This window comes from Aliiglaciecola sp. LCG003, assembly GCF_030316135.1.
Lineage (GTDB): Bacteria > Pseudomonadota > Gammaproteobacteria > Enterobacterales > Alteromonadaceae > Aliiglaciecola.
This window is the reverse complement of record NZ_CP128185.1, coordinates 2,279,555-2,296,454: the sequence shown is the minus strand read 5'-3', so window position 1 is coordinate 2,296,454 and position 16,900 is coordinate 2,279,555. Positions and strand designations below refer to the sequence as shown.

The following is a 16,900-nucleotide window of genomic DNA, read 5'->3' as shown; positions in this document are numbered from 1 at the left end:
AAAACCTTAATCATCGTACCTTACACTAAGGAGCACATACCTCGCAGCATAGACTGGAAGGCAAGATGAAATAACATTATTTTATATTTCTATGGGTATTCTCTTACCTATTCTTTTAGTGAATGTTGATTATTATAGGCTTGTAGCTTTTTAACTAAGCTGCAAAACTTGTTAACAGAATTTATTTGAAGAGATGTATACCTGATGAGTGAGCAATTTCAATCTTTTATTCCCCAGAGCAGAACATTAATGGGGCCAGGTCCTTCTGATGTAAACCCTCGCATCTTAGCGGCCTTATCTCGTCCTACTATTGGTCATCTTGACCCGCAATTCATCGACCTTATGGATGAGGTAAAACACCTCCTCCAATATGCATTTAAAACCCAAAATAGTCTAACAATGCCAATTTCAGCACCTGGCTCAGCAGGAATGGAAGCTTGTTTTGCTAATTTGGTTGAACCAGGCGACAAGGTATTAGTCTGCCAAAACGGGGTGTTTGGTGGGCGCATGAAAGAAAATGTGCAGCGCTGCGGTGGCATAGCCTTGATGGTGGAAGATGAGTGGGGTAAACCCACTGATATCCAAAAAGTTGAATCTATGTTGGCTAAGCATACTGATATTAAAATTGTCGCTTTTGTCCACGCAGAGACATCTACAGGAGTCAGAAATGATGCCCAAGCATTGTGTAAACTTGCTAAACAAAATGGCTGTTTGACCTTAGTCGACGCAGTAACCTCCTTAGGGGGTAGTGAGCTTTTAGTCGATGAATGGCAAATTGATGCGATATATTCAGGAACGCAAAAGTGTCTTTCATGTGTACCGGGCCTTTCTCCAGTTTCTTTTAGTGAGGATGCAATTAAAGCAATAAAATCTCGCAAAACACCGGTGCAAAGCTGGTTTTTGGATATGGATCTGGTGATGGGATATTGGGGCAAAGGCAACAAACGTGCTTATCATCATACCGCTCCGGTCAACAGTATTTACGCACTCCACGAGTCTTTGATAATTCTCCGCCAAGAAGGATTAGAAAACGCTTGGCAACGACATTTTCAAAATCATTTATTATTGAAACAGGGGTTGGAAAAATTAGGCCTTGAATTTGTGGTTGAAGAACCGTTTCGATTACCACAATTGAATATGGTCCGCATTTCAGAGGGAGTCGATGATAATTTGGTGCGTAGCCGTTTGCTAAACGAATTCAATTTGGAAATAGGGGCTGGTTTGGGCATTCTGGCTGGCAAAGTGTGGCGTATAGGCTTGATGGGATATGGTAGCAATAGTAAAAATGTTAATTATTGCGTAGACAGTTTGGCCAAAGTCTTAGGCTAGAGGTCAAGGTTTGAGTGCAATTTAACAACTTTCTTTCGATTGGATCAGGTTTATCTGTATGATAAGCAGATAAACTGAACAGGCTTTTACCTATGCTGCAACGAATTTGGCTGATATTCATTCTTTCGGCCTTTCTAGCCACTCTTTGGCAAGTTTTCTTCAATCACCATTTAGGCAGTTTTGCAGAAGTTATGCAGGCTATCTATGCAATGTCTAAACTCAGTGTGGAAATCGCCATAGGATTAATCGGCCTGCTGGCGTTTTGGATGGGGATTTTTCAAGTTGCAGAACGTTCCGGTCTAATTGGTAAATTGTCGTTAGTTCTGGAACCCTTGTTATGTAGGCTTATGCCGGAAATTCCCCGCGGGCATCCTGCAATTGGCAGCATCACCATGAATATGTCTGCCAATGTATTAGGCTTAGATAACGCGGCGACACCTTTCGGCATTAAAGCGATGCAAGACATGCAGAGTCTTTCAGCAGATAAAGGCCGTTTATCTGATGCTCAAATATTATTTTTAGTACTCAATACCTCATCGGTCACCTTATTTCCTATAGCCGTGTTTTTATATCGAGCAGAGCAGGGCGCAGTGACACCCACCGACGTATTTATTCCAATTTTACTCGCCACTAGCGCTTCAACCATGGTGGGTTTAGTCGTCACCTGTTGGGTTCAGAAGGTAAATTTATTTAATCGCATTACATTTATCTATTTAGCCGCAATTATCAGCTTACTCGCTGCAGTGCTCCTGTATTTTTCCCACTTAACAGCACAGCAGATGTCGCTACAATCATCTCTAATTGCCAATAGCCTACTGCTGAGTTTTATCGCTTTGGTGCTAGCTTTAGGAGCATATAAGAAACTTAATTGTTACGAATTATTTGTTGAAGGAGCCAAAAAAGGCTTCGATCTAGCCATTTCATTAATTCCCTATCTGATTGCCATGTTATTTGCCATTGGCATGTTAAGGGCCAGTGGATTGATGGATATCATCATGACAGCGATTGCTTCAAGTGTTAATTATTTGGGCTTTGATAGCCGTTTCGTCGATGGCATCCCGAATGCCTTGATGAAACCTTTGAGTGGTTCTGGTGCCAGAGCGCTAATGATTGAGACCATGCAGCATCACGGCGCGGATTCATTTGCCGGTCGATTAGCCTCAGTGCTACAGGGCTCTACCGAAACGACTTTTTACATTCTGGCAGTATATTTGGGCGCAGTTGGCATTAAATATAGCCGTTATGCGGTAGCATGCTGCTTAGCTGCTGATTTTGCAGGCATAACTTGCGCGATTGCTGTTACATATTGGTTTTTTGGTTAGATTGTTGCTCTCTGTGAGTATATTATTAGCCTTGGATACAGATAGAAGGAAAAAATAATGTTGAAAATCACGTTGAAATGCATTGCAATTGTGGGCTTACTCATGACAGTGCAAGCGTGTTCAAAGTTAACCAAATCAAATTACGACAAAATTGAAATGGGAATGATTCGGTCTGACGTTGAAATGGTATTAGGCAAGCCCGAACAGTGCGAACAAGTTGTGGGTACTTTTAGTTGTGTCTGGGGTGATCAAGACGGTACCTATATTAAAATTAATTTTATTGCTGACCGAGCTGCGGTGTTTAAACATAAAGGATTAAAATGATGCTGTTTCGCTTATTAGGGCTGTTACTCATACTAGGTAACTGCAATTCATTTGCCCATGAATCACGCAGTGATATTATTACCGTAAATGGTCAAGGAAGTGTATTTCAAGCTCCCGATACCTTGAAATTTACAATAGCAGTAGAAGAAAAAGGTGTAGATAGTGCAGGTTTAAGTGATCTGGTAAATGCGAAAACCAAGCAGATTCTAAAGATTCTGGCCGACAATAAAGTGCCGAATAAAGATATCCAGGCGATGTCTGTAAGTTTGCACCCTTGGTTTGAGCGTGAGCGCCAATCAAATATCCAAAAAGGCTTTGTTTATAGTCGAAATATCAATGTTACGTTACGTGATTTTTCTCGCTACCCAAATATCTTAGATAAGTTGTTTAAATTAGATGTCACGGGTATTGATAGTTTTCGTTATGAAGTTGATGATCAGCAGAGCGCCTATCTATTGGCCTTAGAACAAGCATTAGTAGACGCCAAGCGGCGTGCAAGTAAAATTGCTGGGATCAGCGACTTGTCCTTAGCAGGAATCGTCAATGTAGAAGAGTTATCTAATTACCGACCTTCACCGCAGCCTTCAGCGCGTTCTATGGCAATGTTTTCAGATGCGGCTCAATATTTACCCGGTTTGAATGAAATTAGTGCAAGTGTCGCTGTATCATTCAATATTCAGCACTAGTGGAATGGTGAGTTATGCACTCAATTGAGGTAAAATAACGTTAAGCCTTTCCAACACGGGCGAATATCGGTATCTTTCGACCTTAATACTAATGAAAACATTTTATATAGATTATACAAATTGATATGACAATTGAATCAAGCAAGACAGAGTTTTACCAAAGTTTGGCCAAACAAACTGAGGCCTTGATAGGGACTGAAAAAAATCTTATCGCTAACTTGGCTAATGTAAGTGCATTGATTTACATGAGTTTAGAAGACATTAATTGGGCCGGGTTCTATCTGTTAGAAAACGACGAATTAGTGTTGGGTCCATTTCAAGGTAAACCAGCCTGTATCCGTATTCCAATGGGTAAAGGGGTGTGCGGTACTGCAGCACTCAATCGCACCACGCAAATTATTGCCGATGTGCACCAATTTGATGGTCATATTGCTTGCGATGCAGCATCCAACTCAGAAATTGTGATCCCTATTTTATCAGGTCGCAGGTTAGTGGGCGTATTGGACGTCGATAGCCCATCTGTGGGTCGGTTTGATTCAGTTGATGGTTTGGGCCTACAAGCCCTGGTTGACTTGCTACAGAAGACACTAAATTGAAACATTTAATCGATGTACATGTAGTCTTGGCGACGTCACAGGACATGGAATATTGGGAAGACCACGCAGAAGAAGCAGCGGATAGATTAAATACCATATTACATTTGGTATATGATTTGGCTGATGAAGAAATTAATACACAAAGACTGGAAAATATTTTTCAGCATGTCTGGGAGAATTGGTGCGAAGATGCCTATCTGCTGGAAATAGACGATGCGGATTTACACGACTGGGTTGCTCACTTGTTAGTATCTTGGGAAGATGAAATTGCGCACGATGATCATGAACAACATAATGAATTAGTAGATTAATGGATAACCAACAAAAATTGTCAAACAGTAAAGAAGTCATTGCTTTCTTGGTAGAAACATTTCCAAAATGTTTCTCTCTTGAAGGAGACGCTAAGCCCCTAAAAATTGGTATTTTTCAAGAATTATCAGAACGGCTCAAGGATGATGAACGGGTCAGTAAAACGCTTTTACGTTCCTCATTACGCCACTATACCAATAGCTGGCGTTACCTTCATGGTGTGAAGGAAGGCGCGTTCCGGATTGATTTAGATGGTAATCAAGATGCTGCAATTGAAAAAGAGCATGCTGATCATGCTCAGCAACAATTAGCAGAAAGCAAAGCAAAGGTTGCTGAAAAACGCAAAGAGCAGCAAGCTAAGCACGTTGCAACTAAGAAAAACGTCAAAGATACCGGCGAAAATGCAAATAAAGTAAAAGTTAAGGGAACTAAAGTTGTTAAGCCTAAGCCCAACAAACAAGCCCCGCCTGAAAAATTAACCGATTCTAATCTGGTTGAGGGTACTGAAGTCACGGTGAAGATAGGTAAAACCCTTATGCCAGCGACAATCACCGATGTTTCTAAAGACGGCGTTCACGTTCAATTGCAAACAGGTATGGTTGTCAAAGTGCAAACCGACAATTTACGTTTGGCTCGTCCAAAGAGGTAGATAAATGAATAAATTTGTTCGCGTATCAGTATACAGCGCATTATTTTGTTTGAGTGCAGGTTCGATTGCTGTCAATTCAAACAAAGTTGCTGAAGATTGGACTAAATTAGAGCAAGAATCTCAACATTCCGCTTCGGCTAAACGGATAAGTTCGCATTTCTTACGTGGACATTATAAGCCTGTTGAATTGAATGATGAGTTATCGGCGAAGATGTTTGACCGTTATATTCGTTCATTAGACTATAACCGAAATGTTTTATTAAAATCAGATATTGATGCACTCGAAAAGTATCGGTTAAATTTTGATGAAGCCATAGGTCGAGGCAATTTAACCGATGCGTACACAATTTATGAATTAAGTTTGCACAAGCGAGTGGATAGATACAATTATGCTATTTCTTTATTAGACCAACCTTTCGATTTTGAAAAGAAAGGCGACTCACTTGAATTTGACCGTGAGGATGCTCCTTGGGCAACCACAGAAGCTGAACTTGATGAATTATGGCGTCAACGTGTCAAGTATGACGCGCTCGGTTTAAAGCTTGCAGGAAAAGAAGCGGATAAAATTAAGGAATTGCTTACTAAGCGTTATGAGCGAGCCATTAAACGGCTGACACAAACTAAGAGTGAAGACGTATTTCAAACCGTAATGAACTCCTTTGCCCGTAGCGTAGAAGCCCACACAAGTTATCTTTCGCCGCGAAATGCAGAACGATTCCAAATGGAAATGAACTTGTCCTTTGAAGGGATAGGAGCGGTATTGCAAAGTGAAGATGACTTTACTGTTATTCGCAGTGTAGTGCCTGGTGGTCCAGCAGAATTATCAAAGAAAATTAAACCTGAAGATAAAATTATTGGTGTTGCCCAAGACGATGAAGAATTCGTAGATATAGTCGGATGGCGCTTGGATGAAGTGGTCGAGTTGATAAAGGGACCTAAAGGCAGCATTGTAAAATTACAAGTTGTTAAAGGGTCCTCTGAGTCTGCTGTTCCAGTTGTGGTAAGCCTAACACGTGAAAAAATCAAGTTGGAAGATAGGGCTGCCAAATCGGAAGTTTATACACCTAAAACTGGACCCCATGCCGGCGAAAAACTTGGGGTGATTACCATTCCTTCGTTTTATAATAATCTGCACAGCGATGTTAAGAATGAAATCACTAAACTTAAAAAAGATGAGGTTACGGGGTTAATCGTCGATTTGAGAGGCAATGGTGGTGGTTCGTTGACTGAAGCTACGTTATTGTCAGGGCTCTTTTTTGACAGTGGTCCAGTGGTTCAAATACGAGATCAAGCTGGTCGTACACGTATAGAAGAAGACACCGATGGCGTCACCTTCTATGAGGGGCCGATGACAGTATTGGTCGATCGGTACAGTGCGTCGGCATCGGAAATATTTGCTGCTGCTATGCAGGATTATGGTCGAGCTGTGGTGATCGGTGAGCAAACTTTTGGTAAAGGTACTGTGCAGCAACATCGTCCATTAGGGCGGATTTATGACTTGTACAGCAATCCACTTGGTAGCGTCCAATACACTATTGCTAAATTTTACCGCATCAATGGTGGAAGCACTCAGCATATGGGGGTTGTACCAGACATCAAGTTCCCATCGGCAGTCAATCCAGAAGATTGGGGGGAAAGTCAGGAAGAAAATGCCTTGCCATGGGATAGTATTCCTAGAGTTAAGTATTCGACGGTAGGCGATACTTCGGTGGCATTAGATGGAATGAAGCAGAAATATCAGCGTCGTATCCAGCAAAATCCAGAATTTGCTTATATCTTTGAAGACATCAAGAGATATCAAACTGAGAAGGATAAGAAAACTATTTCTTTGGTTGAATCTGTGCGAATCAAAGAAAATGCCGAGCAAGATAGTAAGAGACTGCTGCGTGCTAATCAGCGTCTTGAAAGAGCTGGGATGGCCAAAGTTGAGAAACTGGACGATTTACCCGAAGACTTCGAAGCGGTAGATCCTTTCTTAGACGAAGCTGCAAATATTACTTATGATCTTGTATCAAGCGGTATGTACGCATCGACTAACGCTAATAAATAACAAAATATTTACATTTTAAAAAGGGCTATTTGGTAATAGCCCTTTTTTACATCTCCTCAAATAGGATAAGATGCAGTACCGATCAATGACAGATTGATCATACCAATAAAATAATAAAAAAAGGGTAGTTCATGAATTCACGCGGAGAGTTCTCTTCACGAATAGGCTTTATCCTAGCGGCTGCTGGTTCTGCAGTCGGATTAGGCAATATATGGGGTTTTCCAACTCAGGTCGCCAGTAACGGGGGGGCAGCGTTTGTGTTGGTATACATCATCCTCGCTTTCGTACTTGCTTACCCTGTATTAATGGCCGAGCTCATTATTGGCCGTGCGACTCGTTCCAACATGGTAGATGCTTTAGGTCAAATCTCTGGAAGTAAAGTCGGTCGAGCAACAGGTATCTGGGGCTTTATCACTGTTTCGCTCATTCTAGCTTTTTATTCATTGGTTGCAGGATGGATGCTTGCATACTTTCTACAAACCTTGTCATCGATGGCTGGTTTGACGGTTGTATCTGATTGGTTAACGGCGCCATCGCAAACACGGGATATTATTTTCTGTGGGGTATTTTTATCCCTTACCGCTGGAATCGTTACTGGCGGCGTCAGCAAAGGCATAGAACGTTGGTCGGTTCGATTAATGCCAACCTTAGTGATCATTGTCTTGTTACTAATTGGCTATGTCTCCATGCAAGATGGTGCCGTCGAGGGATGGAAGGCCTATTTAGTCCCTGATTTTTCCCGCATCATGGAGCCGTCTTTACTAATAAGTGCCATGGGTCAGGCATTTTTCTCTATGTCATTGGGGGTAGGTACCATGTTGGTATACGGATCCTACGTGAGCAAGAAAGAAAACTTACCCGCGCTGGGTGCATATGTAGCTTTAGTTGACATTGGTGTCGCTATACTGGCTGGGATGTTAATAATTCCGGCAATGTACGTCGCACTGCATAACGGAGTGCAAATTTTTTCTGAATCCGGTGCATTGATCGAAGGCGATAGCTTAATCTTTACCGTATTACCCGCCTTGTTCGATTCAATGGGCGTGATTGGTGTCTTCGTAGCTTGTGCTTTTTTTGCGTTAATGGTCATAGCCGCGCTCACATCTTCTATCTCAATGCTCGAAGTGCCTGTCGCCTATGTGGTAGAAAGTAAAGGTGTTGGACGCAAAAGAGCCGTGTGGTTATTAACCCTGTCTGTTTTCATCATTAGCAGTGTAATTGCAATTAATATGGCTGAATTATTCGGTTTAGTGATCATGCTAACTACCAAATACAGCCAACCTCTACTTGGTTTAGTATTATGTATATTCGTTGGTTGGGTGTGGCGCAGAGATGCAATTTTGGCTGAGCTCAAACATGGAAATGAAGGCGCGGAACATGGCTTATTTTGGAAAATATGGCCTTGGTACGTAAAGTTTGTATGCCCGGTGATCATCATCATCATGTTTTACCGTTCTGTCGCCCTATAAAAAGAGTAATTAATGGACACGAATAATTCGAAGCCAACTACCAAAGACGCATCTATTTGGGATGCGCTCATACCAATTATCATTCTAATAGGGCTATTAAGCTCATCGGTCGCACTTTACGGGGAAGACTCCTCTTACGGGCCAAATCAAATAGCCCTTTTGTTGGCTATGTTTATTGCTGCTGGAGTAGGGATAAAGAATGGATATACCTGGAAGGAAATAGAGCAAGGTATTGTTAAAGGTATTTCACTGTCGTTAGGTGCACTGCTGATCCTTCTGGCTGTAGGTGCCTTGATTGGGGCGTGGATGCTTTCAGGTACAGTGCCTACCCTGATTTTTTACGGTCTTGAGCTGTTAAATCCATCGTTATTTTATGCCGCTACCTGTTTGATATGCGCCATTATTGCAATGAGTATTGGTAGTTCTTGGACCACCGCAGCCACCGTAGGGGTAGCCTTGATGGGGGTGGCTAATGGCATGGGCATGTCTGAGGCCATAACAGCAGGTGCGGTAGTGTCTGGGGCTTACTTTGGCGATAAAATATCGCCTTTGTCTGAAACCACTAACCTAGCTCCCGCAGTGGCCGGAACCGACTTATTTGAGCATATTCAATATATGTTATGGACGACTATTCCAAGTATATTATTGAGTCTAATCATATTTACCTTCTTGGGCTTCAATTCAGCACAGCAAGCGTCTTCTAACCGTATAGTTGAAATGCAAACTATGTTGGGTGAAGAATTTAACCTCGGCTGGCATATGTTGATCCCTTTGGCGATTTTACTGGTGTTGGCGGTCAAAAAAGTACCGGCTTTCCCTGCCGTTTCAATCGGTGCTTTGTCAGGCGGGATCTGGGCAGCCATTTTTCAACCTGAGGTCGTCGCATCTTTAGCAACACATGGCCGAGAAGGGGTGTTAGCCAGTATCACAGTAGTCTGGACCGCTTTATATGATGGTGTGGCTTTTAATACGCCAAGTGAAGAGTTAAACAAGTTACTCAGTCGCGGCGGTATGTCCAGCATGCTAAATACCATTTGGTTAATTATGTGCGCCATGACCTTTGGAGCAGTGTTAGAGCGTGTCGGCTTATTGAAACGTATTGTGAGCGCTATCTTATATGGCGTAAGCTCTGCAGGGGACATGATTACCCGTACTATTTTAACCTGTTTTGCGACCAATATTATTACAGCGGATCAATATATGTCGATTGTCATGCCAGGACGCATGTACAAAGAAGAGTTCGAGAAACGGGGCTTACACCAACTTAATTTATCACGAAGTTTAGAAGATGGGGGCACGTTAACCTCTCCGTTAATTCCGTGGAACACATGTGGTGCCTATATGGGCGGAGTACTGGGTGTCAGTGCACTAGATTATGCTGTTTATGCATTGTTTAACTTGATAAATCCGGTCTTGGCCATCATATATGCCTTTCTTGGAATTAAAATTTTACGTATTACTCCGCCAGCCTACGCGACGGAACAAGCCGTCAAATCTTAATTGTTTAATACGGCACATCCATGTTGATGTGCCTTTTTCGTCATAATTCTTCATCAGCCAATCTTTAGAGGCCTCATATGACCACTTCAAATTCTATGCAAGTTAAGCGTCGCCTAGATTATCGCGTACCAGATTTTCTTATTCCGACAGTGGATCTGTCTTTCAATATCGAATCAGATGTCACTCGAGTAAAAAGTAAACTGCGAATTAAACGCAATGGTCAGCACTCTCAACCTTTGATACTTGATGGTGAGTCGTTACAGTTGATTGAAGTTAAATTGAATGGAAAATCCATTGATGGATACCAGCAAACGGATACCCAACTGACAATTGAATCGGTTCCTGATGAGTTTATACTCGAAATCTTCACTGAGATAGACCCCGCGGCTAATAGCAGTTTAGAGGGCTTATATAAAGCCTCAGGGGCTTATTGTAGTCAATGTGAAGCCGAAGGCTTTCGGAAAATCACCTACTTCTTAGATAGGCCTGATGTACTGTCTGAATACACTGTGGTGATTTTTGCGAATAAAACACTTTACCCCTACTTGTTGTCCAACGGTAATCAGGTAGATAGCGGTGATTTGGATGAAGCTACTCACTGGGTGAAGTGGCACGACCCGTTCAAAAAACCTTGTTACTTGTTTGCACTGGTTGCGGGTAAATTTGATTTGCTTGAAGATCAATTTGAAACGCTAAGTGGTCGAACCGTCGCATTACAGTTGTATGTTGATGAAGGCAAGAAAGAGCGGGGGCATCACGCACTAGAATCTCTTAAACGAGCAATGCGTTGGGACGAAAAAGTCTTCGGTCTGGAATACGATTTGGATATTTACATGATAGTGGCGGTGGATTTTTTCAATATGGGCGCGATGGAAAATAAGGGCCTAAATGTTTTTAACAGTAAGTATGTATTAGCCAATAGCGATACCGCCACTGATGAAGATTACTTCAATATTGAGTCTGTAATTGCCCATGAATATTTCCATAACTGGACGGGCAATCGCGTAACCTGTCGCGATTGGTTTCAATTAAGCTTAAAAGAGGGCTTAACCGTTTTTCGCGATCAACAATTCAGTGGCGACATGAGTTCTCCTGTGGTTAATCGCATTAAGAATGTCAAAGTGATCAAAGAACATCAGTTTGCCGAAGATGCCAGTGCAATGTCTCATCCAATTCGTCCGGATGAAGTCATTGAAATGAATAATTTCTATACAGTTACCGTTTATGATAAGGGCTCAGAAGTCATTCGTATGCTGCATACCTTACTGGGTCAGGAGGGGTTCAGGCGTGGTATGGATATGTATTTCAAACGTCATGATGGTCAAGCCGTAACCTGCGATGATTTTGTCAATGCGATGCAAGACGCTAATAGCGTTGATTTATCCCAATTTAAACTATGGTACTCTCAATCGGGTACACCTGTGGTAACTGTCGAGGAACATTTTGACGAGTTGCAACAAACCTTAACCTTAATCTTTGAACAGCGCACACTCCCTACGGCTGATCAGGCCGAAAAATCCGATTTACAAATTCCGATAAAATTAGAATTCATCAGTGGCCAAGACTCAACTGAATCTGCTATTGAATTGTTTAATCTTAAGTCGGCCAAACAAACGTTAGTTAAGAACAATGTGACCAGTAAACCAGCGGTTTCCCTACTGGCTGGATTCTCTGCTCCGGTTAAATTAAATTTTCCACATACAGCAACCAGTCTATTTGATATCGCACTTCATAGCCAAGATGGATATTCACGATGGGATGCCGCCACACAACTTTACAGTCACTATATACACTCTTTAACCCCGATAGGCTCTATTACTCCTTTGATCGATGTGCAACGTGAAGACATCGCAAAGCTAGTCGAGCACTTGCTCACAAACGAGCAGGACGATCTCGCTTTGCTAGCTGAGATGCTAACCCTGCCTAGCGTAGAAACTTTAGTCCAGCAAGTGCCAAAATATTTTGTCGATGAATTGTGTCAGGCTAGGCAGACTTTAGAGCTAGAGTTAGCCGTTAGCTTTGAGCCTTTGTGGCTCGCTATGTATCAACAACAAGATCAGCAAAGCTATATTTATTCTGCTGAACAAGTAAACAGCCGCAAAATTAAAAATCTGTCTTTGCATTATTTAGCTAAAACCTCAAAAGGGGAAGACTGGGTCAAAAATCAGTTTGTGGATGCCGATAATATGACAGATACTTTGGGAGCATTAAAAGCAGCTCAGCAAGCCTGCTTAACGAACTTTGAAAGCTTGTCTGCAGAATTTGAGCAGAAATGGTCGCAAGACCCTCTAGTATTAGATAAGTGGTTTGCACTGCATGCAGGGGCACAGAACAAAGATATTTTAGCCCGGCTAGACTTACTTACCAGTCACCAAAATTATACGATAAATAATCCAAATCGAGTTCGTTCTGTTGTGGGTACTTTTGCTTTTTATAATCCCCAAGGCTTCCATAGGCTTGACGGTAGTGGTTATAAATATGTGACAGATTATTTGTTAAAGTTAGACAGTATTAACCCGCAAGTTGCGGCCAGAATTGTTACGCCTCTTACCCAATGGCATAAATTGGATGAGACGAGAGCCGAATTGATGAAACTACAATTATTGCGTTTACTGGATACTCAATCCCTAAGCAAGGATGTGTACGAAAAAGTCAGTAAAAGCTTAAGTTATCATTAAACCACGGTGATGTTTATTTGCTCCCTTTGCGGTATTAAAATGATCTATATAACTCATGGGGTTATATGAATTATCAGTTAACCCCTGTTCAGGTTAAATTCATCAATGAAAACCTATTATTTCAACCTAAGTGCTTCTTACGATAAGTGTGAGAAGCTTTATTTGGCAGGTTCAAATGCAGTTGTCCTCGTCGCTGAGAATGGTGAGCGAGTCCAGTTGCCAACGGTAAATCTACGTCCATTTGTTACTCGACTCGGGTTAATTGGTCGCTTTAGGCTTATAATTACAGCTGAAAACAAAGTCCATTCATTTGAAAAAATCAGTTAAATACATGCCAGTGAACCTTGTTTAAAATTTAAACTGTTGAAAAATAAAAAGGTTTAGATGCACGCAACTGGTACGATTTCTTCTTGCTATCGTATCAAAATGATGTAATGATTTTGTGAATAATTTGCTATTTATTAACGGTCGTCAGGCGTGATGCCAAACTGACGTGGGAGAATTTAAGTATGAAGTGTGGACCTTTGACGTTTAAAAAGTCACCGCTTGCTCTGAGTATTGCTGCTATAGCGTCTTTAGCTGCTAGCTCATCATTTGCGGCTTCCTGGGAAAAAGGAGACTTGTCTGTCAATTTTGATTCAAGTTTTTCATTGGGAACCAGTATTCGAGTTGAGGAAAGAGATTTCTCACTAATCGGCAACAGTAACCACCCAAATTTTGATTGGACTGGTTACAACGCTGCAACTAATCCGATTTATACATCTCGTGATGTTTGGGATAATGCCAATGGTGCCTATTCGACCAACGGTGACTTAGGTGACCTTAATTTCGATAAAGGTAAAGCATTTTCTACCGTATTCAAAGGTACTCATGAGTTAGATATTAAGTATAAAAACATGGGCTTCTTCGCACGTGGTTTGTATTTCTATGATTTTGAATTAAAAGACGGTGAGCGTGATTGGACTAACCCCATTACCGGCAAGACTCAGGATCCCTGTGATAGTGATACTGCCTCTGAAGAGTTGTGTTCTGATATCCGTTTGTTAGATGCATTTTTCTACGCAGATTTTGATCTTGGTAATGTACCAGTCACACTCAGAATCGGTGACCAGGTTGTTAGTTGGGGAGAAAGTACCTTTATCCAACATGGTATCAATACGACTAACCCAGTGGATGTAACCCGTTCTCAAGCCCCAGGTGCGGAATTAAAAGAAGTCTTTATTCCTGTGGGAATGGTCTTTGCGTCATTCGGATTGACGGATAATTTAAGTCTATCCATGTACTACCAATATGAGTGGGAACGCAGTCGTTTACCTCAAGCGGGAAGTTATTTCGCAACAAATGATTTCGCAGGAGAGGGTGGTCAAGCCCAAAACGTACAGCTAGGCTTTACTGGAAACCCAGATATTGACCTTGATTTCTTGTTAACAAGCTTAAATGGTTTAGGTGACGCTTTACGAGCAGGTGCAGACGCAACTCAAATTAGTGCAGCTTACCTTGCTTATCCTACTAAGGTTGCCATTCGTGGATATAGCGATGCCGCTCATGTTGATGCAGATGATCAGGGACAATACGGTATCAAAATGTCGTACTATTCATCTGAATTGAATGACACTGAATTTAGTTTGTATCACATTAATTATCACAGCCAGCGTCCGTTGATTTCAGGTATGACTTCTGACTTTACTACTGCAGGTATTCAGCGTGACTTAGCCTATTTGGCAAGCAACACCATTGATCGCGACAACGTAACTGATTTACAAGCCTTTACAGAATCACAATTTTATTACCCAGAAGACTTGAAATTGTATGGCTTCAGTTTCAACACAAACATTGGCGAAACCGCTTTTGCGGGTGAAATTGCTTATCGTGTAGATGAACCTTTGCAAATCGATGATGTTGAATTGCTGTACACCGCAATGCCTGAACAGTTAGCAAATGCAGGCATTCGCCCTGATTTTGCTGGCATTTCGCAAATGGGCAATATTGGTCGTTCTGTAGGTCCGGGTGAAACGGCTCAGGGTTATTTGTTATCAGATACCGTACAGGCTCAATTTACTGCAACTCATGTTTTTGGACCTGCATTTGGTACCGATAACTTTATCTTATTAGGTGAAGTGGGCTTTATCAATATCGCTGATTTCCCTGACCCTAGTGTTATTCGTTTAAATGGACCGGGCACATCTAGAACCCCATCATTAGAACCGTTGCGTGATGCAGATGGTACTATTATCTCAACTAGAGAGGGATTGCATATAGGTTTGTCTGATGGACCGGAAACAAACCCATTCCCAACTGAAAATGCATGGGGATACAGATTATTAGCCGTTGCAGATTTTAACAACGTATTCTCAGGTGTTAATTTACGTACCCGTGCAACTTTTGCACACGACGTAAACGGCACTACACCAGACCCATTGTTTCTATTTTTGGAAGATCGAAAGTCGGCAAATATTTCTTTTGAATTCGATTACCTGAGCAAAATGTCAGCTTCTGTTGCTTATAGCAGTTTCTGGGGTGGTGCAGGCAATTCAAATGCCCTTTCAGATCGTGACTTTGTGTCATTCAATTTAAAATATTCGATTTAAGAGAGCAGCAATTATGATGAAGAAATTAGTGATTACATCCTCAGCAATTGCATTGGCATTAAGTGTGTCATTTGCACAAGCTAAGGTTTCTGAAGATGAAGCGGCTAAGTTGGGTGATTCATTGACCCCACTTGGCGCTGAAAAAGCAGGTAATGCTGATGGCAGTATCCCGGCTTGGACAGGTGGTATTACTACACTGCCAGCAGGCTATAAGCCAGGAGATTTCCACCCAAATCCATATCCAGATGATAAAGTGTTATTTACTATCACGGCGCAAAATTACAAAGAATATGCGCAATTCCTAAGTGCTGGGCAAACCAAAATGTTTGAGACTTACCCTGATACTTATAAAATGCCTATATATCAGTCTCGTCGAAGTGCATCGAATCCTGGTTTCGTTTATGACGCGACTGTGGCTAACGCTACAAGAGCGGAATTGATTCAAGGTGGAAACGGAATTAAAAATGCTGCGATAGGTGTTCCTTTCCCAATTCCACAAAATGGTGTGGAGGCGATTTGGAACCATATACTGCGTTATCGCGGAGAAGCGATTCAACGTAACGGCGGCCAAGCAGCTCCTACTGCATCAGGTGATTACAATGTAATCGATTTTGATGAAGTATTAATGGTGAAATATTCAAATAGAGATGCTACTCCAGAAGCGCTATTGGAAGAAAATATTTTGATGAAATTTAAGCAATCTATTACTTCTCCAGCGCGCTTAGCAGGTACAGCTTTGTTGGTACATGAAACCATGGATCAAGTTCGTGAGCCACGTCAAGCTTGGACTTATAATACCGGTCAACGTCGGGTAAGACGCGCACCGAACATTGCTTATGATGCACCAGGAACTGCGTCTGATGGCCTTCGTACAACAGATGACTTCGATATGTTTAACGGAGCACCAGACCGCTATAATTGGACTCTAAAAGGTAAGCAAGAGCTGTACATCGCGTATAACAACTACGCATTGCATAGTGATAATGTAAAGTATGCAGATATCTTGCAACCGGGTCACATCAATCCAGATCTGACTCGTTTCGAGAAACACCGTGTTTGGGTAGTAGAGGCGAATCTTAAAGAAGGCCTACGCCATGTTTATCAAAAACGTGTATTTTTCATTGACGAAGATAGCTGGCAAATTCAAGTAGCCGATATGTATGATAATCGTGGTGATTTATACAAAGTTGCTCTAGCATACGGAATAAATTACTACGAGGTTCCTACACAATGGTCTACGCTTGACGTATACCATGATTTAAATTCTCGTCGTTACCTAGCCTTAGGGTTAGATAATGAAGATAAAGTTTATGATTTTTCAATTAAACCAACTGATAAAGAATTTACTGCTCAAGCGCTGCGACGAGAAGGCATCCGCTAACACCCGAAACGGTTGGCAA

14 protein-coding genes are annotated in these 16,900 nt (G+C 41.8%); all 14 read left to right on the top strand.

The features are described 5' to 3' along the window. Nucleotides 1–204: 204 nt before the first annotated feature. The 14 genes from QR722_RS09815 (at nucleotide 205) to QR722_RS09750 (ending at nucleotide 16,881) form a co-directional block, all read left to right on the top strand. Entirely contained in the window at nucleotides 205–1,329 is a 1,125-nt protein-coding gene (locus QR722_RS09815) for a pyridoxal-phosphate-dependent aminotransferase family protein (RefSeq protein ID WP_286282650.1), read from the top strand. A gap of 92 nt (nucleotides 1,330–1,421) precedes the next feature. Further along, on the top strand, nucleotides 1,422–2,651 hold the full coding sequence (locus QR722_RS09810) for a spore maturation protein (RefSeq protein ID WP_286282649.1): 1,230 nt from the start codon (nucleotides 1,422–1,424) through the stop codon (nucleotides 2,649–2,651). 57 nt (nucleotides 2,652–2,708) lie between these two features. Next, nucleotides 2,709–2,975, top strand: a complete 267-nt coding sequence (locus QR722_RS09805) for a DUF3862 domain-containing protein (RefSeq protein ID WP_286282648.1) — start codon at nucleotides 2,709–2,711, stop codon at nucleotides 2,973–2,975. Beyond that, complete coding sequence (locus QR722_RS09800) at nucleotides 2,972–3,661, top strand: SIMPL domain-containing protein (protein ID WP_286282647.1); 690 nt, start codon at nucleotides 2,972–2,974, stop codon at nucleotides 3,659–3,661. The genes QR722_RS09805 and QR722_RS09800 overlap by 4 nt, the downstream gene beginning before the upstream one ends. Nucleotides 3,662–3,786: 125 nt before the next feature. Beyond that, nucleotides 3,787–4,257: a free L-methionine (R)-S-oxide reductase MsrC gene (gene msrC / locus QR722_RS09795; RefSeq protein ID WP_286282645.1), complete on the top strand. Its 471-nt coding sequence runs from the start codon at nucleotides 3,787–3,789 to the stop codon at nucleotides 4,255–4,257. Continuing rightward, complete coding sequence (locus QR722_RS09790) at nucleotides 4,254–4,568, top strand: hypothetical protein (protein ID WP_286282644.1); 315 nt, start codon at nucleotides 4,254–4,256, stop codon at nucleotides 4,566–4,568. The genes msrC and QR722_RS09790 overlap by 4 nt, the downstream gene beginning before the upstream one ends. Beyond that, on the top strand, nucleotides 4,568–5,215 hold the full coding sequence (gene proQ / locus QR722_RS09785) for an RNA chaperone ProQ (protein ID WP_286282642.1): 648 nt from the start codon (nucleotides 4,568–4,570) through the stop codon (nucleotides 5,213–5,215). The genes QR722_RS09790 and proQ overlap by 1 nt, the downstream gene beginning before the upstream one ends. Before the next feature lie 4 nt (nucleotides 5,216–5,219). Next, nucleotides 5,220–7,265 carry a carboxy terminal-processing peptidase gene (gene prc / locus QR722_RS09780; RefSeq protein WP_286282641.1) on the top strand — a complete coding sequence of 682 codons (2,046 nt, stop codon included), beginning with the start codon at nucleotides 5,220–5,222 and terminating at the stop codon, nucleotides 7,263–7,265. Nucleotides 7,266–7,396: 131 nt separating this feature from the next. Then, complete coding sequence (locus tag QR722_RS09775) at nucleotides 7,397–8,734, top strand: sodium-dependent transporter (protein WP_286282640.1); 1,338 nt, start codon at nucleotides 7,397–7,399, stop codon at nucleotides 8,732–8,734. 12 nt (nucleotides 8,735–8,746) lie between these two features. Next, nucleotides 8,747–10,234 carry a Na+/H+ antiporter NhaC gene (nhaC, locus tag QR722_RS09770; protein ID WP_286282639.1) on the top strand — a complete coding sequence of 496 codons (1,488 nt, stop codon included), beginning with the start codon at nucleotides 8,747–8,749 and terminating at the stop codon, nucleotides 10,232–10,234. Between the two features lie 77 nt (nucleotides 10,235–10,311). Continuing rightward, nucleotides 10,312–12,912, top strand: coding sequence for an aminopeptidase N (gene pepN / locus QR722_RS09765; protein WP_286282638.1), 2,601 nt, complete (start codon nucleotides 10,312–10,314; stop codon nucleotides 12,910–12,912). 105 nt (nucleotides 12,913–13,017) lie between these two features. Next, nucleotides 13,018–13,239, top strand: coding sequence for a DUF2835 family protein (locus tag QR722_RS09760; RefSeq protein ID WP_286282637.1), 222 nt, complete (start codon nucleotides 13,018–13,020; stop codon nucleotides 13,237–13,239). A gap of 182 nt (nucleotides 13,240–13,421) precedes the next feature. Further along, on the top strand, nucleotides 13,422–15,500 hold the full coding sequence (locus QR722_RS09755; RefSeq protein ID WP_286282636.1) for a DUF1302 domain-containing protein: 2,079 nt from the start codon (nucleotides 13,422–13,424) through the stop codon (nucleotides 15,498–15,500). A 16-nt stretch (nucleotides 15,501–15,516) separates the two neighbouring features. Then, nucleotides 15,517–16,881 carry a DUF1329 domain-containing protein gene (locus QR722_RS09750; RefSeq protein WP_502872466.1) on the top strand — a complete coding sequence of 455 codons (1,365 nt, stop codon included), beginning with the start codon at nucleotides 15,517–15,519 and terminating at the stop codon, nucleotides 16,879–16,881. The last annotated feature ends 19 nt before the right edge of the window (nucleotides 16,882–16,900 follow it).